Annotated in this window: 21 protein-coding genes; 10 read left to right on the top strand and 11 right to left on the bottom strand. The window is 31.4% G+C overall.

Features of this window, described 5'->3' with window-relative positions; genetic code table 11:
• The first annotated feature begins 127 nt into the window (after window positions 1-127).
• Together fabG and menD are read left to right on the top strand one after the other, a co-directional pair.
• Window positions 128-871 carry a 3-oxoacyl-[acyl-carrier-protein] reductase gene (gene fabG / locus HXZ69_RS12960; protein WP_038336119.1) on the top strand — a complete coding sequence of 248 codons (744 nt, stop codon included), beginning with the start codon at window positions 128-130 and terminating at the stop codon, window positions 869-871.
• Window positions 872-953: 82 nt separating this feature from the next.
• Window positions 954-2,624 (top strand): 2-succinyl-5-enolpyruvyl-6-hydroxy-3-cyclohexene-1-carboxylic-acid synthase, encoded by a 1,671-nt coding sequence (gene menD / locus HXZ69_RS12955; RefSeq protein ID WP_286496221.1) that lies wholly within the window; start codon window positions 954-956, stop codon window positions 2,622-2,624.
• A 56-nt stretch (window positions 2,625-2,680) separates the two neighbouring features.
• Here the strand turns inward: menD and HXZ69_RS12950 are convergent, their stop codons facing one another.
• Window positions 2,681-3,052, bottom strand: a complete 372-nt coding sequence (locus tag HXZ69_RS12950; protein WP_038336116.1) for a hypothetical protein — start codon at window positions 3,050-3,052, stop codon at window positions 2,681-2,683.
• A gap of 10 nt (window positions 3,053-3,062) precedes the next feature.
• Entirely contained in the window at window positions 3,063-3,719 is a 657-nt protein-coding gene (locus HXZ69_RS12945) for a SanA/YdcF family protein (RefSeq protein ID WP_125349808.1), read from the bottom strand.
• Between the two features lie 157 nt (window positions 3,720-3,876).
• Here HXZ69_RS12945 and HXZ69_RS12940 point away from each other — a divergent pair, with 157 nt between their 5' ends.
• Window positions 3,877-5,583 carry a M64 family metallopeptidase gene (locus HXZ69_RS12940; protein WP_286496220.1) on the top strand — a complete coding sequence of 569 codons (1,707 nt, stop codon included), beginning with the start codon at window positions 3,877-3,879 and terminating at the stop codon, window positions 5,581-5,583.
• 49 nt (window positions 5,584-5,632) lie between these two features.
• Here the strand turns inward: HXZ69_RS12940 and efp are convergent, their stop codons facing one another.
• The 5 genes from efp to HXZ69_RS12915 all read right to left on the bottom strand — a co-directional run bounded on the left by efp (window position 5,633) and on the right by HXZ69_RS12915 (window position 10,720).
• Entirely contained in the window at window positions 5,633-6,199 is a 567-nt protein-coding gene (gene efp / locus HXZ69_RS12935; RefSeq protein ID WP_038336113.1) for an elongation factor P, read from the bottom strand.
• 19 nt (window positions 6,200-6,218) lie between these two features.
• Entirely contained in the window at window positions 6,219-7,004 is a 786-nt protein-coding gene (lpxA, locus tag HXZ69_RS12930; protein ID WP_115002092.1) for an acyl-ACP--UDP-N-acetylglucosamine O-acyltransferase, read from the bottom strand.
• Window positions 7,005-7,021: 17 nt separating this feature from the next.
• The gene (locus HXZ69_RS12925) at window positions 7,022-8,410 is read right to left on the bottom strand and encodes a bifunctional UDP-3-O-[3-hydroxymyristoyl] N-acetylglucosamine deacetylase/3-hydroxyacyl-ACP dehydratase (RefSeq protein ID WP_038336111.1); all 1,389 of its coding nucleotides are present in this window, start codon (window positions 8,408-8,410) and stop codon (window positions 7,022-7,024) included.
• A gap of 6 nt (window positions 8,411-8,416) precedes the next feature.
• Window positions 8,417-9,442: a UDP-3-O-(3-hydroxymyristoyl)glucosamine N-acyltransferase gene (gene lpxD / locus HXZ69_RS12920; RefSeq protein WP_115001039.1), complete on the bottom strand. Its 1,026-nt coding sequence runs from the start codon at window positions 9,440-9,442 to the stop codon at window positions 8,417-8,419.
• 87 nt (window positions 9,443-9,529) lie between these two features.
• Entirely contained in the window at window positions 9,530-10,720 is a 1,191-nt protein-coding gene (locus tag HXZ69_RS12915) for an HD domain-containing protein (RefSeq protein WP_286496217.1), read from the bottom strand.
• 276 nt (window positions 10,721-10,996) lie between these two features.
• Between HXZ69_RS12915 and porX the strand changes: the two genes are divergently transcribed.
• From porX to HXZ69_RS12895, 4 genes are read left to right on the top strand one after another with little or no spacing between them, the layout of a single operon-like run.
• Window positions 10,997-12,550 carry a T9SS response regulator signal transducer PorX gene (gene porX, locus HXZ69_RS12910; RefSeq protein ID WP_219035100.1) on the top strand — a complete coding sequence of 518 codons (1,554 nt, stop codon included), beginning with the start codon at window positions 10,997-10,999 and terminating at the stop codon, window positions 12,548-12,550.
• Window positions 12,551-12,955, top strand: a complete 405-nt coding sequence (gene tsaE / locus HXZ69_RS12905; RefSeq protein WP_219035101.1) for a tRNA (adenosine(37)-N6)-threonylcarbamoyltransferase complex ATPase subunit type 1 TsaE — start codon at window positions 12,551-12,553, stop codon at window positions 12,953-12,955.
• A gap of 6 nt (window positions 12,956-12,961) precedes the next feature.
• Entirely contained in the window at window positions 12,962-14,167 is a 1,206-nt protein-coding gene (locus HXZ69_RS12900; RefSeq protein ID WP_221856537.1) for an alanine dehydrogenase, read from the top strand.
• A gap of 17 nt (window positions 14,168-14,184) precedes the next feature.
• The gene (locus HXZ69_RS12895; RefSeq protein ID WP_147280013.1) at window positions 14,185-14,544 is read left to right on the top strand and encodes a hypothetical protein; all 360 of its coding nucleotides are present in this window, start codon (window positions 14,185-14,187) and stop codon (window positions 14,542-14,544) included.
• A gap of 269 nt (window positions 14,545-14,813) precedes the next feature.
• Here the strand turns inward: HXZ69_RS12895 and HXZ69_RS12890 are convergent, their stop codons facing one another.
• From HXZ69_RS12890 to HXZ69_RS12880, 3 genes are all read right to left on the bottom strand, one after another.
• On the bottom strand, window positions 14,814-16,049 hold the full coding sequence (locus tag HXZ69_RS12890; RefSeq protein ID WP_286496216.1) for a porin: 1,236 nt from the start codon (window positions 16,047-16,049) through the stop codon (window positions 14,814-14,816).
• Window positions 16,050-16,120: 71 nt separating this feature from the next.
• A complete protein-coding gene (locus HXZ69_RS12885; protein WP_219035345.1) occupies window positions 16,121-16,651 on the bottom strand; it encodes a YqiA/YcfP family alpha/beta fold hydrolase in 531 nt (176 codons plus the stop codon).
• Window positions 16,652-16,797: 146 nt separating this feature from the next.
• Window positions 16,798-19,674, bottom strand: coding sequence for an alpha/beta hydrolase family protein (locus HXZ69_RS12880; RefSeq protein WP_286496215.1), 2,877 nt, complete (start codon window positions 19,672-19,674; stop codon window positions 16,798-16,800).
• Window positions 19,675-19,795: 121 nt separating this feature from the next.
• Here HXZ69_RS12880 and HXZ69_RS12875 point away from each other — a divergent pair, with 121 nt between their 5' ends.
• The 3 genes from HXZ69_RS12875 to HXZ69_RS12865 all read left to right on the top strand — a co-directional run bounded on the left by HXZ69_RS12875 (window position 19,796) and on the right by HXZ69_RS12865 (window position 22,781).
• Window positions 19,796-20,737: an MBL fold metallo-hydrolase gene (locus tag HXZ69_RS12875; RefSeq protein WP_219035347.1), complete on the top strand. Its 942-nt coding sequence runs from the start codon at window positions 19,796-19,798 to the stop codon at window positions 20,735-20,737.
• A gap of 149 nt (window positions 20,738-20,886) precedes the next feature.
• The gene (locus HXZ69_RS12870) at window positions 20,887-21,321 is read left to right on the top strand and encodes a hypothetical protein (RefSeq protein WP_219035348.1); all 435 of its coding nucleotides are present in this window, start codon (window positions 20,887-20,889) and stop codon (window positions 21,319-21,321) included.
• Window positions 21,322-21,488: 167 nt separating this feature from the next.
• The gene (locus tag HXZ69_RS12865) at window positions 21,489-22,781 is read left to right on the top strand and encodes a serine hydrolase domain-containing protein (RefSeq protein ID WP_286496214.1); all 1,293 of its coding nucleotides are present in this window, start codon (window positions 21,489-21,491) and stop codon (window positions 22,779-22,781) included.
• Between the two features lie 52 nt (window positions 22,782-22,833).
• On the opposite strand, the gene HXZ69_RS12860 is transcribed toward HXZ69_RS12865, so the two are convergent.
• Window positions 22,834-23,655, bottom strand: coding sequence for a hypothetical protein (locus tag HXZ69_RS12860; protein WP_286496213.1), 822 nt, complete (start codon window positions 23,653-23,655; stop codon window positions 22,834-22,836).
• Between the last annotated feature and the right edge of the window lie 991 nt (window positions 23,656-24,646).

The following is a 24,646-nucleotide window of genomic DNA, read 5'->3' as shown; positions in this document are numbered from 1 at the left end:
TATAATAATCAATATTTTTTCAATTATAATACCATAAAATGTTAAAGAAAATTGATAAAGTAAATTTTAACATTTTTAACTCTCGTAAAAAATCGTATTTTTGAAGCAATATATAATACCTATAAACATGAATTTATTGCAAGGTAAAACAGCAATCGTTACAGGCGCAACTCGCGGTATTGGAAAAAGTATTGCTGAAGTTTTTGTTAAAAATGGCGCTAACGTTGCCTTTACTTATGCTTCTTCTGTAGAAAAAGCAAAAGCTTTGGAAGAAGAATTGGGACAATTCGGTAAAGTAAAAGGATATCAATCTGATGCTTCTGATTACGAAGCTGCTCAAAAATTAGTGGAAGATGTAATTGCTGAGTTTGGTCAAGTTGATATTGTAATTAATAATGCTGGAATTACAAAAGATAATTTGTTGATGAGAATGTCTGCAGAAGATTTCGAAAAAGTAATTCAAACAAACTTAAATTCGGCTTTCAACTTAACAAAAGCAGTGATCAAACCAATGATGAAACAACGTTCTGGATCTATCGTGAACATGTCATCTATTGTTGGAATCAAAGGAAATGCTGGACAAGCAAATTATGCTGCATCTAAAGCTGGTTTAATTGGTTTCTCTAAATCTGTTGCGTTAGAATTAGGTTCTCGTAACATTCGTTGTAATGCAATTGCACCAGGTTTTATCGAAACTGAAATGACAGAAGTTTTAGACCAAAAAGTTGTTGAAGAATGGCGTAATGGAATTCCATTAAAACGTGGAGGACAACCAGAAGACGTTGCAAATGCATGTTTATTCTTAGCGTCAGATTTATCAAGTTATGTAACAGGACAAGTTTTGAGTGTAGACGGAGGTTTACATACTTAATTCTTAAAAATATCATACTTTTTGAAAGGTTTTGTTTAGTAAATTTGCTAATCAAAACCTTTTATAATTTAAGACAACTACGTTGAGAAAAATATCAAATAAATTAAATGTTCAATTGATTGCTGAAACTTTTTTGGCTTTCGGAATTGATCATATCGTATTATCGCCAGGATCTCGAAACGGAGCATTAACAATGCAATTTGCGAATGACAAACGTTTCAAAACTTATAGTGTAATCGACGAGCGCTCGGCTGGATTTGTCGCTTTGGGAATGGCTCAGCAAATTCAGAAACCTGTTGTGGTTTGTTGTACCTCTGGTTCGGCCACAGCAAATTATTACCCTGCAATTACGGAAGCTTTTTTTCAAAATGTCCCTCTAATTATACTTTCTGCCGATCGTCCCGAACATTTAGTTGATAATTTTGATGGACAAACCATTCGCCAAAAAGATATTTTTGAGAAACATTCTGTTCATAATGTTCAGCTTTCCGAAAGTGAAGAAACTGATGATTTAACACGGAATATGTTGTTGACGAAATATGCATTGATTGATTGTATGCACAAATCTGCGCCAATTCATATCAATATGCCTTTTTCTGAACCTTTGTACGAATCTGTAACAAAACCAGATATTGAAATTGACACGATAACGATTCCTGCAAAAAATTATCCAGAAATTGATGTGATTGATTTTATGAAACGTTGGAATGCTTCGACGCGTAAAATGATTTTGGTCGGATTACATCATCCTGATGCCGAATTTGATCATTTTGTGAAACAATTAGCGCAAGATGATTCGGTTGTTGTTTTGACAGAAGTGACGTCAAATATTCATGATGAACGATTTTTCAATAAAATAGATCAAGTTATTTTCCCTTATTCGGAAGAAGAATTAGAAGCGTTGAAACCTGATATTTTATTGACAATTGGGCAAAATGTCGTTTCGAAAAAAATTAAAAAATTCTTACGTGATCAAAAACCAACACAACATTGGCATTTAGATGAATATTGGCAACCAGACACTTTTCAAGCATTAACAGATAAAATTGAGACGAAACCTGAATTGTTTTTAGAGCAATTTGTTCCGTTTATCAATCCAAAAGAATCTGAATATTACAACACATGGAATTCAATTCGAGAAGCGAATAATATCAAACACAAAAATTACATCAATATGATTCCGTTTTGTGATTTGAAAGCATTTGATTCCATTATTAGAAATTATCCTGAAAATTGGCAAATTCAGTACGGAAATTCAACCATTATTCGTTACGGATTATTGTATGATCACAACAATTCGAATCCTGTTTTTTGTAACCGCGGAACAAGTGGAATTGATGGCTCTACATCTACAGCGATTGGGGCTTGCATCGCTTTTGGTCAAAATACGGTGATGATTACGGGAGATATTTCGTTTTTCTATGATTCGAATGCGTTATGGAATGTAAACATGCCGAATAATTTCAGAATTATTTTGATCAATAATGGCGGAGGAAATATTTTCAAATTTATTCCTGGCCCAACTGAAACAGATGTTGTTGAAGATTATTTTGAAACAAAACATCATTTCACTGCCGAACATTTAGCTAAAATGTATGGTTTTGAATACCAAGTTGTTTCAAATTTAACTGATTTAGAAAATACTTTTGAAGATTTTTATGCAGAAAGTAATCGCCCGAAGATTTTAGAAATTGATACACGAAATTCTGCTAACGATGCTATTTTGAGAGGATATTTTAGTAGTTTGAAGTAAAAAATATTAAAGAGAAATCATTAGTTTGGTTTCTCTTTTTAATTCAAATAATTTTCCTAAAACATTTTCAAAAAGACACCTTCTATATAAATTCTATATAAACTAGGTTGGTATTCTCCGATTGAAATGATAACATAATACTCGGATGTTTCCTTTAAATACACATATAAATTCTCAGCGTTTCTGTAACTAGTCAAATCAACAATAAAATTATTTTTAATAATTCCTTTACAATGACTAATGATGGAAGTAAAAAGATTCTTCTCAATATTATTTTCTACAATATTTAACTCTACTAATTCTTCAAAATCAAAAGTAAAATCTAATTCATTATTTATTTTAAAATTGTGTTTACCATAAATAAAAATGCAATCAGAAGATTGAATTAGAAGCATTTTACTCATTATTTGCTTTATATCTTTATTCATTGAATAAAAATTAAATTATCTCAATTTTCTCTCCTAAAAACTTTGGTTGAACACCAAAAAAGCTATCAATAAAAACTTTCGTTCGAGCAAAATACTCGCGGATATTTGTTTTTAATCCAGCATGTTTATTGACATCTTTTGCACTGTAACCATACGCATTAATTCCGTTTTGACGTGCAATATAAACTGCTCGTTGATTGTGAAACTCTTGGGAAACTACAATAAATTCATTCTGACTAAAAATTTCCTTTGCACGAATCATAGAATCTAATGTTCTAAAACCTGCATAATCCAAATAAATCACATTTTCTGGAACTCCATTTTTTATTAAGGCTTGTTTCATTGCTTCAGGTTCGTTGTAGTTTTTTCGACCATGATCTCCACTCAAAATAAAGTACGTTACTTTTCCTGATTGATACAATTCTGTTGCAGCTTCTATACGATACGTAAAGTAATAATTTTGATAACCACTCACCAAATTTGGCGCTGTTCCCAATACAATCGCAACTTTGGTTTTAGGTAAAATCTCTAATTTATCTGTGACAAATTCTTCCGTTGAGTTTTCTATTTTATAATTTGCAAAAGCTGTGAACAAAAGACTTCCAATTCCTAAAATAAGTAAAGTATAAAAAGATTTTTTCAGAAACTTTTTGGTTTTGATTTTCATAGTTGGTTCAAGATTATTTCTTGTGTTAAAAATACAATATATTCTTCAGTTTTATAATGATTTAAGAACTCCTATCCGATAATAAATATTTAAAATCAAAATTTCATTAAAAAAATCTATCTTACTATATTGCGTATTATTTTTTCAAAATACAACTATGAGAACAAGATTATTTTTTCTAGCCACCACTCTATTTACAGTTTCAACTCTATCAGCACAAAAATTCGAAATTGATACCTTACAATATCAGGGAAGTGATAAAAACATTATCAACCTTGTTGTTTTAGCAGATGGTTATACAAAAGACGAATTAAAATATTATAAAGAAGATGCAAAACGATTTACAGACTATTTTTTCAAAACGGAACCATTAAGTCAATATATCAATTATTTTAATGTATTTGTTATAAATAGTATTTCTGAGGAATCTGGTGCAATTCACCCATATTCTACCAAAGAATGTCCCACAGAAAAAGTAGATTGGGATCAGTTACCTGAACGTTATAATAAATTTGTAAAGAAATATGAAGTTCCGAAAACTAATCCAAATACAATTTTCGGAAGTAGTTTTGATATTTCTGGAATTCATCGTTTAGTTGTTCCAACGAAAAATGAAAAGGTATTACAAGTTCTGAAAGATAATATTCCCAATTATAGTCAAGTTGTAATTCTTGTTAATTCTCCTTTTTATGGTGGTTCTGGAGGAGAATTTGCGACGACAACAGTTAATTTTAAAAGTAATGATATCGCTGTTCACGAAATTGGACATTCGTTTGCAAAATTATCAGACGAATATTGGTCTGGTCCGTTGTATACGGTTCCTGGTCCAAATAAAACACAGAATATACAAGATGTTCCTTGGAAAAATTGGATTGGGACAAATGGAATTGGAATTTATGCATATGGCGAAAAAGATGCAAGAGCACAATGGTTTCGTCCGCACGAATTCTGTAAAATGCAATATTTAATCGCGCCTTTTTGTAATGTTTGTCAAGAAGAATTTATTGAAGTAATTCATCAAAAAACAAATCCAATTATTTCTACAAAACCCGCTGTTGATACTCCTGTTAACACAGAAAACATGAATGCTTTTACTCTTAATTTAGTAAAACCAGTTCCAAATACCCTGAAAGTAAAATGGATTTTGAATAATAAATTGATTGCAGAAAATTTAGATTCTATTCATCTAAACAAAGGTCAATTCAACTTAGAAAAAAATATTTTAAGAGCTGAAGTGACGGATACAACGCAATTAGTAAGAAAAGAAAATCATGCGAATCATATGTACACAACGCAATGGGAAATTACAAAACCTAATAATGAGAGTTTAACTCCACCAGTTTTGACATGGGGTGAAAAACAAGAAAGTTGTTACAATGAACATCAGGCACTAACGGTGAAAAATCCAGAAGCAAAAGTTGAATATTTTTGGTATGATGAGCTAAATTCTACTCAACCATTTGTAAAAGGAAGCAATATTATTAGTCCAACTATTACTGAGAATAAGACTTATTATGTTGAAAGTAATTGGAACAACAAAAAATCTGAACGAAAAGCAATTCAAATTACTGTTTTAGAAAAAATTAATTTTTCTGAAAAAGTTAGTATCAAACAGAATAAAAAAGACGGAACGATTATACTTACTTTAAAAAATACTGACGATAAGAAATATAAATTCGAATGGTTGGATGAAGATGGAAATAGAATCTATAATTTCGATCCAAAAGAGAATAAAACGGTTTATAAAGGGAGTGATTCATCATCTATCACAATCAAAAATGAATTCTTAGGTTCTACAATTTTTGTCAAGAAAATAGATAAAGAAACGACATGCTCTAGCGAAAAAGTTACAATAAAATTGTAATAAAAAAAGCGACCAAAAGGTCGCTTTTTTTATCTATATTTCAGAATAATTATTCTTTAATACGTTCTACATAAGAACCATCTTCTGTGTTGATTTTTACTTTATCACCTTCGTTGATGAATAAAGGAACACGGATTTCAGCACCAGTTTCTGTCGTTGCAGGTTTTGTAGCATTTGTAGCTGTATCACCTTTAAGACCTGGCTCTGTGTATGTAATTTCCATTACAACTGTAGTTGGTAACTCAGCTGCTAAAGCTGTTTCATCAGAAGCACGGAACAAGATTTTTACTTCGTCACCAGCTTTCATAAATTGTGAATTATCAATCAAATCTTTGTTTAAATAAACTTGAGAGAAATCATCATTATTCATGAAGTGGAAACCATTATCATCTTCATATAAATATTGGTAGTTACGTGTTTCTACACGAACTTCTTCAATTTTATGACCAGCAGAGAATGTATTGTCTAATACTTTTCCGTTAGTTAATGATTTTAATTTTGTACGAACGAAAGCAGGTCCTTTACCTGGTTTTACGTGTAAAAATTCGATAATTTTATACGTATCATTATTAAAAATAATACATAAACCTTTTCTGATATCAGAAGTTGTCGCCATTTATTCTATTGTTATTTTATTAAACTCCCGAGCTATATCCTTTCATAATTCCACGATCACTTGTATTGATAAAATCAAGGATCACTTCACGATAATGTGAATCTGGGAATTTTTCTAAGATTTGTTCTACAGCCTGAGATACGTTATTTTTTTGTTGATATAAAATTCTGTAAATACCTTGAATTTCGAAGATTTCTTCTGATGTAAAACCTTTTCTTCTCAATCCAATTGCATTAACTCCCGCATAAGCAACAGGATTTTTTGCAGCTTTAACATACGGAGGAACATCTTTACGAATTTGTGTCGCACCAGCTACAAAAGCATGTTCTCCAATTTTTGTAAATTGATGAACTGCACTATAACCACCAATAAAAGCGAAATCTCCAACTTCTATATGTCCTGCTAAACCAACCGCATTTACGATTACGACATTATTTCCTACAACACAATCGTGCGCGATATGTGCAGTTGCCATAATCAAACAATTGTCACCAATTTTAGTATAACCTAATGCATTAGTTCCTTTGTTTACAGTAACGCATTCACGAATTGTTGTATTGTCACCAATATATGTTAAAGTTTTTTCACCTTCGTACTTCAAATCTTGAGGCTCACCAGAAATTACCGTACCTGGATAAATTTTACAATTTTTTCCAATACGTGCTCCTGACATAATTGTTACATTAGGACCAATCCATGTTCCATCACCAATTTCTACATCTTCGTAAACAGAAGAGAAAGGGCTGATTGTAACATTTTCACCTATTATTGCAGTTGGATGAACATATGCCATCGGATGATTCATAACTTCCATTTCTTTAATTATTCTTTTGTAATAACTGCCATCATTTCTGCTTCCACAGCAATTTGATTGTTTACATATCCAATTCCTTGCATATGAACAATTCCTCTTCTAATTGGTTCAACCAACTCTAATTTAAACACCAATGTATCACCTGGAATAATTTTGCGTTTAAATTTAGCACTTTCAATTTTCATGAAATAAGTTGAATAATCTTGAGGATTTTCTAATTCTCCTAAAATCAATAACCCTCCTAATTGTGCCATTGCTTCAATTTGCAATACACCTGGCATAACAGGTTCTTTAGGAAAATGTCCAACAAAGAAAGGCTCGTTCATCGTTACATTTTTCACGCCGATTAAACCTGTTGCACTTTTAGAAATTACCTTGTCAATCAATAAGAATGGTGGACGATGTGGTAATAACTTCATGATATCATTAATATCATAAACTGGTTCTGCTGTCAAATCAAATTCTGGCACTTTATTGCGTTGCGCTAATTTAATTTGTTTGCTTAATTTCTTTGCAAAATTTGTATTGGTATGATGTCCAGGCTTTGTTGCAATAATTTTAGCCTTCAATTTTTTACCTACTAAAGCCAAATCTCCCACAACATCTAATAATTTGTGACGTGCAGCTTCATTTGGATAGTGTAAAGTCAAGTGATCCAAGATTCCATTCGGACGAATAGAAACATCATCTCTATTGAACGCTTTACATAATTTTTCTTTTGTTTCTGGCGTAATTTCTTTGTCAACATAAACAATTGCATTGTCTAAATCTCCACCTTTTACTAAACCAGCTTCCAACAATTGCTCTAACTCATGTAAGAAACAAAATGTTCTTGCTTGAGAGATATCTTGTTTGAAGTTTTTGATAGATGTTAAAGTTGCATTTTGAGTTCCCAAAACTTTCGTTCCGAAATCTACCATTGCTGTAACTTGGTATTCATCTGCAGGAATCGCCGTGATTTCTGATCCTGTTTCTGGATCTACATACGTTACAATTTCTTTAATTCTATAATATTCTCTGTCTTTATCTTGCTCTACAATTCCAGCAGATTCTATTGCTTCAACGAAAAAACGAGAAGAACCGTCCATAATTGGTGGTTCCGCATTGTCAATTTCAATGTAACAATTATCAATATCCATACCTACCAAAGCTGCCAAAACGTGCTCTGTTGTATGTACTTTAACTCCTTTCTTCTCTAAAGTTGTTCCTCTGGCTGTACTCACAACATACTGTGCATCAGCTTCTACTTGAGGTTGACCTTCTAAATCTGTTCTAACAAATACAAATCCTGTATCTGGTTCGGCTGGTCTAAATGTTAAGGTAACAAATTTACCTGTATGTAAGCCAACACCTTTTAGAACGGCTTCATTCGCTAAAGTTTTTTGTTTATCAGACATTAACTTTTACTTTTGTTTGTTCTCTTTTTCTAATTTATCGATTCGTTTCACAATTTCTGGAAACTTTCTAAAATGTACATAAGATTTTCTAAAGCTTGACGCTTCGATTGCTGGCGAACCATACAATTGCGTTTTACTTTCTACATCACCATTAATACCACTCTGAGCTTGTACTTGTACAAAATCTCCGATTGTCAAATGACCTGCGATACCAACTTGACCTCCAATCATACAATTACGTCCAATTTTTGTAGATCCTGCTACTCCACTTTGCGAAGCAATAACAGTATTCTCTCCAATTTGAACGTTGTGAGCAATTTGAATTTGGTTATCTAATTTTACTCCTTTACGAATAATTGTAGATCCCATTGTTGCTCTATCTATTGTTGATCCTGCTCCAATTTCGACATTATCTTCAATCAAAACATTTCCTATTTGAGGAATTTTTTCGAAAGAACCATCTGGATTTGGCGCAAAACCGAAACCATCAGCACCAATCACAACATTAGAATGAATGATACAATTTTGACCAATTTCACACTCTTCATACACTTGTACGCCTGAATGTAAAACGGTATTATCACCAATCTTAGCATGATCGCCAATCGTTACATTTGGATATATTTTTACATTATTCCCAATCGAAACATTAGCTCCAATATAAGAAAAACTTCCAACATATACATTATCTCCTAGTTGCGCAGTAGAATTTACTTTCGTATATTCTTCTATTCCAACTTTATTATTTTTTATCGTATTGTAATACTGCAACAGCTTTGTAAAGGCTTGATATGCATCTTCAACCACAATCAATGTAGACGAAATAGAATCTGTTGCCACAAAATCCTTACTCACAATCACAATAGAAGCGTTTGTTGTATAGATAAAATGCTCGTATTTCGGATTAGCCAAAAACGAAATCGAACCTTCTTTTCCTTCCTCTATCTTCGATAATGTGGAAACCTCTACATTTGCATCACCTGTTACGGTTCCTTGCAATAATTGCGCAATCTCTGCAGCTTTAAATTTCATAGTCTGCAAAACTAATAATTATTCTTAAATTTATAAAATGATTATTTAAGTTATTTAACTTTTTTGTCAAATTCTTCAAATCGATATTTAAACGCTATGGTAATGATATTTTGTAATTTCTTGTTGCAAAAATTGCGTTAACAAACTTTTTTCTGAACTCGAAATTTCTTTTACCTCACCATTTTTATATAAAACCTTTATTGGACTTTTTGATTTTTCGTACGGAACAATTTTTATCGTTGTTTGTTCCACAAAATAACTTGCATCATCAATTCCTAAAGCATTTTCTACTCTATTTTTTTCAACCAAAATTTCTTCTTCGGATAATTTTGTATCCATCAAATATGATTTTGGTAATGTACGCTGAATGATATTTTTTGATAATTTACTCAAAATTAAATCATCATGAAACTGCCATTCTTTTATCGCTGATAAAACATCCGAGTCGTCCAAACGTGTGAAAATTTCTAAACCTTCTTTCGATAAACTTCCAACTTCATTTTCTTTTAAAAAGTATTTAAAAGCAAACGTTGCAAAAAGATTTTCTCCCGTTTTTGTCAATTCTTTCGCTCTTCTCAAAACGCTAATCAAAAAATTCTCTGCTGTAAACGATTTCTTATGCATATACACTTGCATGTACATAAACATACGCGCCATCAAAAATTTCTCGACCGACGAAATTCCCTTTGCTTCTATCACCAACTCATCATTCGAGACATTCATCATTGAGATAATTCGTTCCGGATTGATATTTCCTTCTACCACTCCTGTGTAAAAACTATCGCGCTTCAAATAATCCATGCGATCGCAATCCAACTGACTCGAAACTAATTGTGACAAGAACTTTTTCGGATAATTTCCTTTAAAAATTTGAATAGCTAGAGCTAATCGATTATCAAAAATTTGATTCAATTCTTCCATCAAACGAAGCGAAACTTCTTCGTGATGCGAACCATTAATTATAGAATGTTCAAGAGAATGAGAAAAAGGTCCGTGTCCCAAATCATGCAATAAAATCGCGATTAAAGCTCCATTTTCTTCTTCTGGAGTAATGTCGACGTTTTTTCTTTTGAGAATATTTAAGGCTTTTTGCATCAAATGCATACAACCTAAAGCGTGATGAAAACGAGAATGTCTCGCTCCTGGATAAACCATTTCTGTTAATCCAGTTTGCGTAATTCTACGAAGTCGCTGAAAATATGGATGTTGAATAATCTGATAAATAAGCTCGTTTGGAATCGTAATAAATCCATGAACTGGATCATTTACTATCTTCAACTTATTATTGTTTAATGGATTCAAACGTACTGTTTTGTCGGCAAAGATAAGAATTTTTACTCATTCAGAACGTTACTTTTTTGATTAAGAATGGTTTTTATAAAATATTTTAGATAAAAATCATTTTTGGAATTATTTATGCTAAATAATCATCGCAAATTTTGGGAAAACTACAATTTTGTTTAACATACAATTTTGATTTTAACATTTCCGTAATCGCTATATTTGGAATAATTCTAAAAGTAGAAATCAATATAAAAAATAAAAATATAACAAATGGCTATAAAAATTTTATGGATTGATGATGAAATCGATTTATTGAAACCACACCAGCTTTTTTTAGAGAAGAAAGGATACGATACAACAATGATAAATAATGCGACTGATGCATTAGAAGAAATAGAAAAAGAGAGCTTTGCAGCGGTTTTAATCGACGAAAATATGCCCGGTTTGAGCGGATTGGAAGCTTTACCAAAAATTAAAGAATTGCGTCCAAATCTTCCTGTTATTATGGTCACAAAAAGTGAGGAAGAACATATCATGGAAGATGCAATTGGCTCACATATAGCAGATTATTTAATTAAACCGGTTAATCCAAATCAAATTTTATTGAGTTTGAAAAAGATTTTGGACGCATCGAAAATTATTTCTGAAAAAACAGTGATTAATTATCAACAGGAATTCAGAAATATCACAATGGATATGATGAATGCACGCGATTTTGAAGATTGGCAAGAGATTTATAAAAAATTAGTTTTTTGGGAACTTGAACTTGAAAATATCGAAGATACAGCACTTTCTCAAATCATCGAAAATCAGAAAAGTGAAGCAAATGCAGCTTTCTTCAAATTTATAGAACGTAATTACGAAGATTGGTTGCACGACGACGAAGATCGTCCCGTTTTATCACATACAATTTTCAATCAATTGGTTCGACCTCATCTTGGAAAAGATAAAAATGTTTTATTGATTATGGTGGATAATTTACGCTACGATCAATGGAAAGTTATTGAGCCAATTTTCAATCGTTATTATAATTCAGAAGCCGAAAATTTATATTATAGTATTTTACCTTCGGCAACGCAATATGCTAGAAATGCGTTCTTTTCGGGTTTAATGCCGTTGGAAATTGAGAAAAAATATCCTGAATATTGGTTGAATGATACCGATGAAGGAAATAAAAATATGTACGAAAAAGAATTGTTAGGAGAACAATTAAAACGTCTTGGTTTTGGCGATTTATCGTATAATTATTTTAAAATTTTAAATTCTGATTTCGAGAAAAAAATTGCAGATGATTTTAATAATTACAAAAAGAATAATTTGAATGTAATTGTCTATAACTTTATCGATATTCTTTCGCATGCGAAAACAGACAACAAAATTGTTGGAGAAATTATTCGTGATGATAAAACGTATCGTTCGATCACAAAACATTGGTTTGAAAATTCATATTTAATGGAAATTGTGAAAAAAGCGGCGCAAGAAAAAATGAAAATTATTGTAACAACCGATCACGGAACAATTTACGTAAAAGAGCCTACGAAGGTAATTGGCGACAAAGAAGCGAGTACAAATTTGCGTTATAAATTGGGGAAACAATTGCAATACGATCCAAAAGATGTTTTGGCGGTTGAGCAACCAGAAAAATTCCTTTTACCTAAGGTTAATGTTACGTCAAAGTATATCTTTGCAAAAGAAAATTTATTTTTAACGTATCCAAAAAATTACAATCATTTCGTTAATTATTACAAAAACACTTACCAACACGGTGGAATTTCGTTGGAGGAAATAATTATCCCAATGGTTGTTTTAACACCAAAAAATTAAATGGAATTTATCATCAATAATTTAGACGAATTACCTGAAGTTGCTCAAAAAATAATCGATCAACTTCAGCATAAATTAATCACTTTCGAAGGAGAAATGGGAGCTGGAAAAACAACTTTTATCAAAGAGTTTGTAAAAGCTTTGGGAACAAATGATGAAGTTTCGAGCCCGACTTTTTCGATTGTAAATGAATATGAAACAGATAAAGGAAAAGTTTATCATTTCGATTTTTATCGTCTAAATCATGAAGATGAAGCCTTAGATTTTGGGATTGAAGAATATTTATATTCTAATCAATATTGTTTAATGGAATGGCCAAATAAAATTGCTAACTTTATACCAGATGAGCACCACACAATTACATTGAAAAATGTAGATGGCGTTCGTCATTTAAATTTTAGTTAATAGTATATGGACGGAAAAAATATTTTCACGCCTTTTTCTCAGGAAGATCTTATTCCTCAACCCGAGCGTTTAGAGATTCCTCATAAGAAAGAACGCTTTGATATTGGAATTCCAAAAGAAACAAATAATCAAGAAAAAAGAATTTGTCTTTCTCCTGATGCAGTCGAAATTTTAGTCAATAATGGACATCAAGTTACGATAGAAACCGGAGCAGGAGAAAGTGCAAATTATTCAGATAAAGAATATTCGGAAGCTGGTGCGCAAATTTCTTACAATACGCAAGCTGTTTTCGAGAAACCTATTATTCTAAAAGTTGGTCCACTTACTTTAGATGAAATTGATTGGGTAAAACCAAATGCTTTGATTATTTCATCTGTCCCTACAAATACTTTAAGACGCGAATATTTTCAGAAATTAATTACAAAACGTGTGAATGCGGTTGGATTTGAATTTATTCGTGATGAACAAAATCATTTACCAGTTGTTCGTTTATTAAGTGAAATTGCTGGAACAACAGCAATTTTGGTCGCAAGTGAATTGATGTCTTCTACAAACGGAGGAAACGGAATTTTGATGGGTGGCGTAACAGGTGTTCGACCAACAGAAGTTGTGATTCTTGGAGCTGGAACGGTTGCAGAAAATGCGACAAGAACAGCTTTAGGTTTAGGTGCTTCGGTTCGTGTTTTTGATAATTCATTAACGAGATTAAGACGATTACAACAAAATATAGGACAACGAGTTTCTACTTCTACATTAGATCCAAAAGAATTAGGAAAAGCTTTGCGACGTTGCGATTTAGCAATCGGTGCACTTCGCGGAGAAACGCGTACACCTTGTGTTGTAACTGAGATGATGGTACAAAATATGAAAGCTGGCGCTGTAATTATTGATGTGAGCATTGATCAAGGTGGATGTTTCGAAACATCTGAATTAACAACTCACGATCATCCGATCATTATTAAGAATGATATAATTCATTATGCAGTTTCTAACATCACTTCTCGCGTCGCACGCACCTCTACCAAAGCGTTGAGCAATTATTTCTTGTCGTATTTATTCCAAATTTCTGAAGAATCTGGTTTTTCGAATGTAGTACAATCGGATAAAACTATAAGAAATGGCGTATATTTGTACAAAGGAAGAATTGTAAAAAAGAACTTATGTGATTGGTTTGATTTACCATTTCACGACATTAATTTATTGATCATATGACGTTTACGCAAAGATTTATGAAGTATTTGATGGGAGTTGGAATTGGGTTAGTTTTCGTCGCTATGGCGTTTGGACCTCGTGCTTTCTCATGTAATTACTTTCCAAATGCAAGAGTTTTGGATGAAGCTTTTTCAAAAAGATTAGCTATTTCACCAGAAGCTCAAGCATTTTTAAAAGCAGAAAATTTAGATTCGACATTCTTGAAAAAAGAATTATTCAAAAGAAGTAAAGTTGATTTTGATCACTCGAAAAAAGATCAAGTTCCTTGTAGAGAATATTTGGCAAACTATAAAAGCAAAGACAATACAAAGGATTATGATTTTGTATTAGAAATTTGCAAAGAAGATTCAAAATTAGTTTCCATCAAAAAGAAATAAAACAAAAAACCACTTCAATTGAAGTGGTTTTTTGTTTTATAATTAATTTATAAATTTCAAAATTGCTAAAACAATTACGAAGATTAATATTGCGACAATAATTACATCTTTAAATTGCACTTTTTTAGTTCCGAACTCTACATTTCGGTTTAAACTTTTTCTTTTTTTATTGGATTGCATAGGTTGATATTTGACTGCAAATTTATTAAATATTATCAAATATCAAACCTTTATTTTATTCTAAAATATTTAATTTACAATAAGATATCTTAAATCCCAATTTCTATCTGAAAACGCGCGTACCAGTTGTTTTTCTTTTCTAAATTATAGAATTTTTGTTGTTCATACGTAAATTCTGCTTGTAATTTGAAAGCATGTTCCCAAATATATTTTGTCAAACCTAATGTGTATTGATTTGTATTCGGTGTAAACTCAAAAATTTCTTTATCTACTGTTTGAGTTGAATAACGTCCTATCACCTCCCAGTGTTTCGGGAATGTGTATGAACCTTGAAAATCCATTCCTTCTCCATTATAGATATAATTAAAATCAGAAATATCTGTAGGGTTATAAAATAACACATTATCAGAATTACGATTCATATAAGAATACATCAAATTCCATCCACGATATTTTAACATCACATCCAAAAACAATGATTTTATATTAGCTGTTCCTCCACCTACAATATCATCTCCTAACATTCCTGCTGTTCTATGTGCTCTATCATTGTAACTATAAGCTCCCGAAATCATCAATTTTGGTGTTTGTTCGTGAACTAAATCACCTTCATAATTACTTCCACCTTTTGTAAACTCTCCAAGTGGAAACAACTCAACTTTTCCTGTATAAGCTAAACCAGTATCCTTAAAACTTGTCCAATTTCGCCCTTCACCAGTAGAAATAGCTCCTCTCAAAATATAAGAGAATTTTTCTTGATTTCTTTTATTGTATAAGACTTGAAATCCAAAATCGCGATCGATATTAAAATCTGCATTATTGATAGATCGATCCGTTAATTGTAATGCTCCAGAAGAATTAACACGTTGTCTATTTCCTGGAAGTTTTGTTTGACCAAATCCTAAACTCCAATGTTTATTTGGGTAATAGAAAATCATCGCATCACGAATAATATTTGTATTCTTACCCTCTTCTGCTTTTCCTACATCACCTGCTGCAAAAGATAATTGCATCGAATAACCAAATTTTGGATCTCCGATATATCCATCAAAACGCAATCTTAAACGACGAATTTGTCCATCAATATTATCTTCTTCTCCATCATTATGATTATAACTAATGCGATTTTGCATACGAAATCTAATATTGACCTGATAAAGACTATCTGGAGAAGTAATTCCCAATCCGTTACCATAGCTGTAATAAGGCGACATCATATTCTTAAAATCCTGTACAGTTTTCTTTTTAGATTCTGTAGAATCTTTTACTTGCGCATACGAACTGATTGAAAATACAATAAGTATTAATATTAAAAATTGCCTCATGTTTATTTATTTATTTCTTGATTCGTGTGCAAAAATGCAGTTAATAAAATTAAATAATTGTAATGCGTAAATTAAATTAACGTTAACAATGACTCGAAGTTACGTATTCGATGATTGTCATCAATTTCTATGATTTCGATTTGTTGTGGAAAGATATTTTGTTGAATTTCAAAAAAAGTTTTTAGTTTTTCAAAATCCAAAACTTCGTCATGTACAGAAAGAAAAACCGTTGTATTTTCGAAACGATTCATATCCACTAAATATTGCGAAAGATTTTCTGGAAAATTATTTTCGACTTTCATCGACACATCAACCAAAGGATTTAACAAAATTAATTCACTCGATTTTCCATTTTCCTTTAATTTTTGTTGCAATTGCCAACCAAAATTCCCTCCAGTAGAACTTCCTATAATTGCCAAATCATTTACCAAACCTTTTAAATGTTCGTAAGCTTCAAATAAAATAGTTGCAATATTGTCCTCCGTTTTCCATTCAATACAAATAGCTGAAGGATAATTTTTTAGAATAGTTTTGAATTTGGTTGAATTTGCCGAACTATTTAGTCCATGGATATAAACAATTTGTCGATTATTAGTATTCATATTCAGTGCAATTATCCCTCTAAATTAAAACTTTTTCAAGAAGTTAATTATACATGAAATGTAAATTTAACAATATAATTGTGTTGTAAGAAATTCTTTTGACAAAAAAAGCGACCAAATTGGTCGCTTTTAAATATTTACTATAATTATTTCTCTAGATCAAATCCCCAATCAATACCTTTATTAATTGCAGAAACACCTTCTGTCATCCATTTCGGAGCAGGTTTATCTTTCAGATAATGATCAAAAAATTGAACTTGACGTTGTTGAATATCATTTTTATTCGCACGTTTTATCAAGTTATGATCATCTCCGTTATAATTTAACATCCAAACTGGTTTTTGTAAACGACGCAATGCCATAAACATTTCAATTCCTTGATACCAAGGAACAGCACCGTCTTCGTCGTTATGCATGATTACAACTGGCGTCGTAACTTTCGGCATATTAAACAAAGGCGAATTTTCGATATATAATTCCGGCGCTTCCCACAAGGTTTTACCGATTCTACTTTGCGTTTGTTCGTACTGGAATTGACGACTCATACCCGTCCCCCAACGAATTCCACCATAAGCAGAAGTCATATTAACAACAGGCGCACCCGTCCAAGCAGCAGCATAAATATTGGTTGCAGTGATCAAATGTGCAACTTGGTAACCTCCCCAACTTTGTCCTTGTATAGCGATTTTACTTCCATTTACCCACGTATTTTTCTTCAACGCTTCTACTCCAGAATTGATATAATCTTCGGCAGATTTACCAGGATGACCAATTGTATATGAAATATCTGGTGTAAACACAATGTAATCGTTACTTACAAAATATGTGTGATTAATACGAGAAGGCGTTGGCGCAGGCGCTTGATAACGATTCAAATTATCCGAAAGTTTTTCGTAGAAGTAAACAATCATCGGATATTTTTTATTTGGATCAAAATTCTCTGGTTTATACACAACTCCTGTTGCATCTTTACCTGAATACGTTTTCCACGTTACCAACTCACCATTCCCCCATAAATAATCTTTTTGTTGCGGATTGATTGCAGATATCTTTTTCTCATCTTTAAAATTTGTTGAAACATAAACATCAGGCGGATTTCGGAACGATTCTTTTGTATAAATAAATTCGTTGGCATTCAACGCTTTCTTCATTTTTTGCGTTCCCCAAGTATTCGACATGACAACTTCTTCAGGATTTTTTGCTTTCGAAATGATTGTTTGATAAACCCCTGATTGTTTATTCTGATTATTAAAAGCACCTAAATAAACTAAATTATCTCGATTAATTGTTTTAATATCATCATTTAATTGATTGATATCAAACGTAATATTATGTTTACGACCGAAACCATTTGTCATATTTTCTGGACGACGTTTTCCAACCAAATCAAACTCCCAAATATCATATCGATCTTTGATTAAAACCGTTTCGTCATTATCAGTAAAATAGGCAACTCCATATTCTTGCGCTAAAGTTGGTGAATCATTTTCTTCGTCATAAAATTTCACTTTCAGCTTTTTATTCAGAACTTTTGTTTCCTTTGTTTCGATATTATAGCTCGACCATAATCCATTTTCGGCATTATAAAAAACAGCAAATTTTCCATTCGGCGACATTTCCACTTTTCCAGCCAAAGCTTTTGCAAATAATTCACGCTCTCCCGTTTTCGTATTAATGATATAATAATCTTTACGACCTGTTACATCCCAATTCAAGCTTAATCGATAGGCATTATCAGAAGTTCCTAAAGCAAAATTTGAATTTCCTTCGTTCAAAATCTCGACTTGATTCATATCCAAATCCGCTAATTGTGTCACTTTTACAGGATTCGATAAATCAATCACAGATAGGTACGAACGTTTTTTCTCTCGCTCAAGATTCTTCAATTGTTGTGGTTGAATAAAATCGTCTTTGTAACTCCAAACATCCACTTTTGCATGATCATCAGCAATCAAAGTTGTGTCTTTTTCTGCTAATTTCGGCATCAAACCAATGAACAAAGAATTTCCATCTTTGCTAAATTTTGGTTGACGATTTTCTGAAACTTGCCAATCTTTTTTCAATCCTAACAATTCAGATTTCCTGATTTGTTGCGGATTATTTGTTGTAGAATAATATAAATAATATGTTTTATTTTCCTTTTTCTCTTCGTCAGAAGTTCCAACAAAAGCGACTTTATTTGCTAATTCATCAAACGCAAATTGTTTAAAATCACCAATTGTATCTACCAATTGTTTTTGAACAAACGTTGCTGTATTCACTAAGAAAACACCATATTTAGTTTTATCTAAACTATCTTTTTTCTCTTGTTTAGTCGAAAAAATTAATTGCTTACCATTCTCGCTAAACTCATAATTCATCACATTTTTGAATGATTTTCTCTGACCTGAAATCAAATTTCTCAACACCAATTCTAACGGCGTATCTTTCTTATCTTTTCCAGCTGATTTTGCAACTTTATCCTTCGTTTTTGTAGAATCTGACTTGTCTTTTTTATCATTCTTCGTTTCTTCTTTTTCTAATAAATAAGCTAAAAGAGAACCTCCTTTTTTCGGTGTTTTGAATGATTTTATATTTGGTAATTTCTCGACTTGATTTGTTGCAAGATTTAATATTCCGATTGAATCTTTAGCAATTTCATGTTCCTTTTTCTTTTTGATTCGAACCAATTTCAAATCTTTGTAAAAAGGTCGAATTTTAAAAACGGCAAATTTAGAATCTGCTGTAAAAACACTTTGTTCACCACGATGAAAACTTAGATTTTTATCTGTTTTCAAACCAAAAAAGTTCAATGTATTATCGCTTTCTTGTGCATATACTTGATAAGCAACCCACGAACCATTATTTGATAATTCTTTCATTCCGATTGATTGCCATTCATCAAAAACAGTCAAATCAAGAGGTTTCTTTTGCGCATCAACATTCGTTGCCAATAAAGCAATTGCAGCTGCATACATTGCTTTTTTCATCATCAGTTGAGTCGCATAATTTTTCAATATTTTAGTAGATAATTTCGATTTCATTCTAACTAATTTTTATGCGTTAATTTTTAAAGAAATGTGAAAATACTAAAGTTTTTAGAAACTATGGGGATATTTTAGTTTAATAATACTTTTCAGTTGTATTTTTGTTAAAATTCTTTTTATGAAAAAATATCTATTAAGTATTGGATTCGGAATTTCGATGATTGCATCAGCACAAAATATTCAGATTGTTCCACTTGGTGTTTATGGAGGTAGCAATGAAAGCAATCTTTCATCTTATTTGATTGGTGAAGAAACAACAAACAGCTATTTAGCATTGGATGCAGGAACAATTCTTTCTGGAATCAATAAAGCAATAGAGAAAGGTACTTTTGAAGAACAAAACAATAAAATTCTGAAAAACTATATCAAAGGATATTTTATTTCACATGGACATTTGGATCATCTTTCTGGGATGATTATTAATTCTCCAGAAGATTCTAACAAGCCTATTTATGGTATTTCTGAAACAATTTCAGTTTTAAAAAATAAATATTTTACCAATGATGCTTGGGCAAATTTTGCCAATGAAGGTGAATCGCCAATTTTGAATAAATATTACTACAAATACGCAGAAATAGGAATACCTTTCACAATAGAAGGTACTAATTTCACAGGAACTATTTACGAATTGAGTCATGTAAACCCTTTAAAAAGTTCAGCAATATTAGTCGAAAATGGTTCAAATGCAGTCTTATATTTTGGTGATACAGGAGCTGATCGTATCGAAAAAACTCAAAACTTATCAACTATTTGGAAAGCAATTTCACCTAAAATTAAATCAGGAAAATTAAAAACAATGATGTTAGAAGTTTCTTTTCCGAATTCTCAACCCGAAAAATTATTATTTGGTCATTTAACCCCAAAATTAATGAACGAAGAATTAGGCGAATTAGCGAAAGAAGTTGGAAAAAGTAGGTTGAAAGGTTTAACAATTATCGTTACTCATATCAAGCCAAAAGATGATTATGAGCAAAAAATTAAAGACGAATTGTTAAAAGATAATCCATATAACATCAATTATATTTTCCCTCAACAAGGTGAAAGAATAACTCTTAAATAAATAATAAATACGAATTTATCATTTAAAGACAAAATAATTTTCAACTATTTATTTTAGTCGGTCAATTTTTATTATTTTGATAAATTAGCACTATTGATTTTTCATTTATTCGAATGGCTATTTTACATTTGAATAAACCATAAGAAAAAATGATCGCGCAAATAGGAGAAATTTTATTAATCGACAACCAACAATATATTATAGCCGAACAACCATTACATCATTATTTTAGAGAATTAAATCATCCACCTTATTTTACTCCACCTTCGCCAACATGCTGGAGAGGATATTATGGGAAATGGGAATTGAGAAATGACGAATTGTTTTTGATTAATTTCAGAGGATATTTGGATGGTTTGGATGAAGTTGAATTGAATTATTTGTTTCCGAGAAGAGAAGAAGTTTTTGCGAGCTGGTATTCTGGAATCATTAAAATCTCACAAGGAAAATTATTACAATTTAACCAATTGACACATACATCAATTTATGAAGAAGATTTAATGTTGTGTTTTGAAAACGGAAAACTAATCGATTATATCGTTCATAGTAATTGCACAAATTCTGAACGAGAAGTTGAGATCTAATCAATCGAATACTTCAAAACTTGTCGGTGAATTCGTCTTGTTATTTGACCTTATTATTCTTTCGAATTCACCGATTTTTAATAAAATAAAGTTTAAAATGGTTTTCGTAAATTTGAGAAGCAAGCTTCTCCTCTACTTCATTTATCAACCAAATAGATAGTACAACTATGAAAAAAATATTAGTTTGTTTAATTTTAGTGATGACGCAAATGAATTATGGACAACAATTCTTGACTGCAGAGCAATCGGATCCAAAGAATTTTAATTGGATGAAAGGGTTTCCACCTGCAAAAGAAGATATTTTGTCCGCTATAGATGGTAGCTTTTTTAACTTTCCGGCTTTGCGTTACAGCGTTTGTCATATGCGCGAGTTTTTCCCAACTGTAAATGTTGCTTCGGCACAAGAAAACAGATATACTTGGGCAACTAAATTGGATCAATCTATCGATAATGTGACTTTTACTCCTTTAGAAACTAAAGAAACTATGACATGGAAAGAATCTTTGCAAAAAAATTATACCGATGGAATTATTGTTTTACACAAAGGCGCTATTGTTTATGAGAATTACTTTGGAGAACTAAACAAAAACGGAACTCATACCTTGATGTCGGTTAGTAAAACCTTAACGGGTACATTGGGCGGAATGTTAGTTGCCGAAGGTATTCTAGATGAGAATAAAAAATGTAGTGATTATATTCCTGAATTGAAAACCTCAGCTTTTGGTGATGCTACGATTCGTCAAGTTTTGGACATGACCACAGCTTTACAGTATAGTGAAGATTACAGCGATCCGAATGCAGAAGTGTGGGCTTTTTCGGCTGCTGGAAATCCTTTTCCTAAACCTGCTAATTATAATGGAACTACAAATTATTATGATTATCTAAAAACAGTCAAGAAAAATGGTAAACATGGCGAAGCTTTTGGTTATAAAACAGTGAATACTGATGTGATGGGTTGGATTATTACAAAAGTATTGAATAAACCTTTGGCTCAAATTCTATCTGAAAAATTTTGGCAACCGTTGGGAACTAACTTTGATGGATATTACCAGATTGATGGTGCTGGAATTGCTTTTGCAGGAGGTGGATTTAATGCAAACCTTAGAGATTTGGCAATGTTTGGAGAAATGATAAGAAACAATGGTTACTTTAATAATCATCAAATTTTGCCTAAAAAATTGGTTGACGAAATAAAAAAAGGAGGAAATCAAAAAGCTTTTGCAAAGGCAGATTATAAACTTCTAAAAGGCTGGAGCTACAAAGATATGTGGTGGGTAACCAATAATGAGCATCAAGCATTTATGGCGCGTGGCGTTCATGGTCAAGCGATCTATGTTGATCCAAAAGCGGAAATGGTTATTGTGCGATTTGCTTCCAATCCGGTTGCATCGAATAGTGCGAACGACCCGTATTCGTTACCAGCTTATCATGCTGTTGCAAAATATTTATTGACTAAATAACAAAAAGCTCAACTAATGTTGAGCTTTTATTTTATATGATAATTTGTTCGAATTAATCTTCTGATTCTTCTACTTCCGATTGTAAGCCTTCTCCAAATTCACTTAAAGCAGAATTTAATGAAATCTCTGTACAATACTTAGATCCTAAATCTAATCCTTTTTGTAAAAACTCTTCCGCTTTTTCCTTTTCTCCTGTAAAATAGTAATACGTATAAAATAATCCGTATCCATCTGGATTTCCTAAATCAATCACACGTTGTGCTAATTGCTGTAACTCTTTATTTGGTTTTAATTTCAACTCTTCTGTTGCACTTAATGTTTCGAAAACACCACCAGATTGTTCAGCAAATTTATAGGCAAAAACTACTTTACAACTTTCATCAAAACCTTCTTTACACAGTTTTGCATTTGCAGCTTCATTTTCTTTTAATTTTTTAGTTAAACTTTCTTCATCAAAATCAAACAAATAGGTTGCATTATTTTTAAAATTAATATCATAATTCTCTGCCATCCAATTTGCACGTTGTGCTAATTTAGAATCTGATTGAGGTTTATTTTCGAAAGATTTCAAATTTGATTTATACACTTTTTTATCCACCCAATCTGAAATTCCTTTTAATTGATTTTTCTCTTTTTTGAAGATAAAAACCGTTTTTTCGACAAATATTATAACCGAATCATTGCGTTCTGTAAATTCGTAACCAACCTCATCAAATTCACCGATTGTTACTCTTCCTTTTCCATCAAATTTCAATGGATTATATAATTCATCTTTTGCTTTTGTTGTAAAAACGCCTTCTAACGTATTAGTCGCTTGTTGAGCAAAAAGTGCTGACACCATAAAGAATGTTGTCAATAAAAATAGTTTTTTCATTTTTTAGAAAGTCTCAATTAATATTACGCCAAAAATAAACGTTTTAATTCGTCTAAAACTCACTAATTATAGTTAAAAATAAATTTCTTTGTTATCAACCAAGGACTCGGATAAGGTAAAACACACCTGTTTATAATCAACCGAGGACTCGGGTAAGTTAAAACACATCTGTTTAGAATAAAAACGTCGCACAATAACTAAGCTTTCGTCTTGCCCAGAGGGCATGAGATGGAAGCCTGTTGAACGGAACCGAAGTTAGCTTTTAATTCTTATGGAGTTATCGAAGTTTAGTTTTAAGCTATATAAGCAGTATTTTATATGATTACTGCTTTTTTTTATGCTTACGTAGAATGCGAAGTAGTGAAAACCTTAGTTTTTAAAATAGTATATACTCCACAAAAAAAGCTCCTCTCAGGAGCTTTTTGGGTTATGCAACGTTATTTATATATTCTTTTTTGACAATTAGTAAAAGAAAACACGAGCAAAAGTGGGAGAAAATTTGTAGGATTGTAGTTTTACAATAAGGGGTTTGATTGTGATTTTTTGGTATATTTGAGTGTAAAAAAAAATATTATTAACTATTTTAAAAGTAAATAAAATCAAGATTTAATAACTAATACAATAAAAACAAATTGGAAAACAACTGATTTTCGTTTTGTAGCTTTTTTAGATATATTAGGTTTCAAAGATAGTATTATGAGAAATACTCATGATGAAATTTATTCTAGATTAACCTCTATTAACAAATTCAAAAAAAGTATAGAAAAAACAAATTATAGTACTCATCTTGATGGATGCTATAGTGATACTGAAGTGTATATCGTTAACTTCTCTGATTCAATTGTTATCTTCTCTAAAAATGATGATAAATATAATTTTGAATATTTCCTTATTATGGTCAGATATTTATTTGGGTGTAATCTTCCCCTTGTTAAGAACACTTAAAAGTAGAGTTTTTATTTAATATTATTGTATTATTATTTTGATTAAT

The sequence above is a fragment of the Empedobacter sp. R132-2 genome, from assembly GCF_030324375.1.
In the GTDB taxonomy this organism is placed as follows: Bacteria; Bacteroidota; Bacteroidia; order Flavobacteriales; family Weeksellaceae; genus Empedobacter; species Empedobacter falsenii_B.
This window is presented reverse-complemented; position numbering and strand designations above follow the sequence as displayed.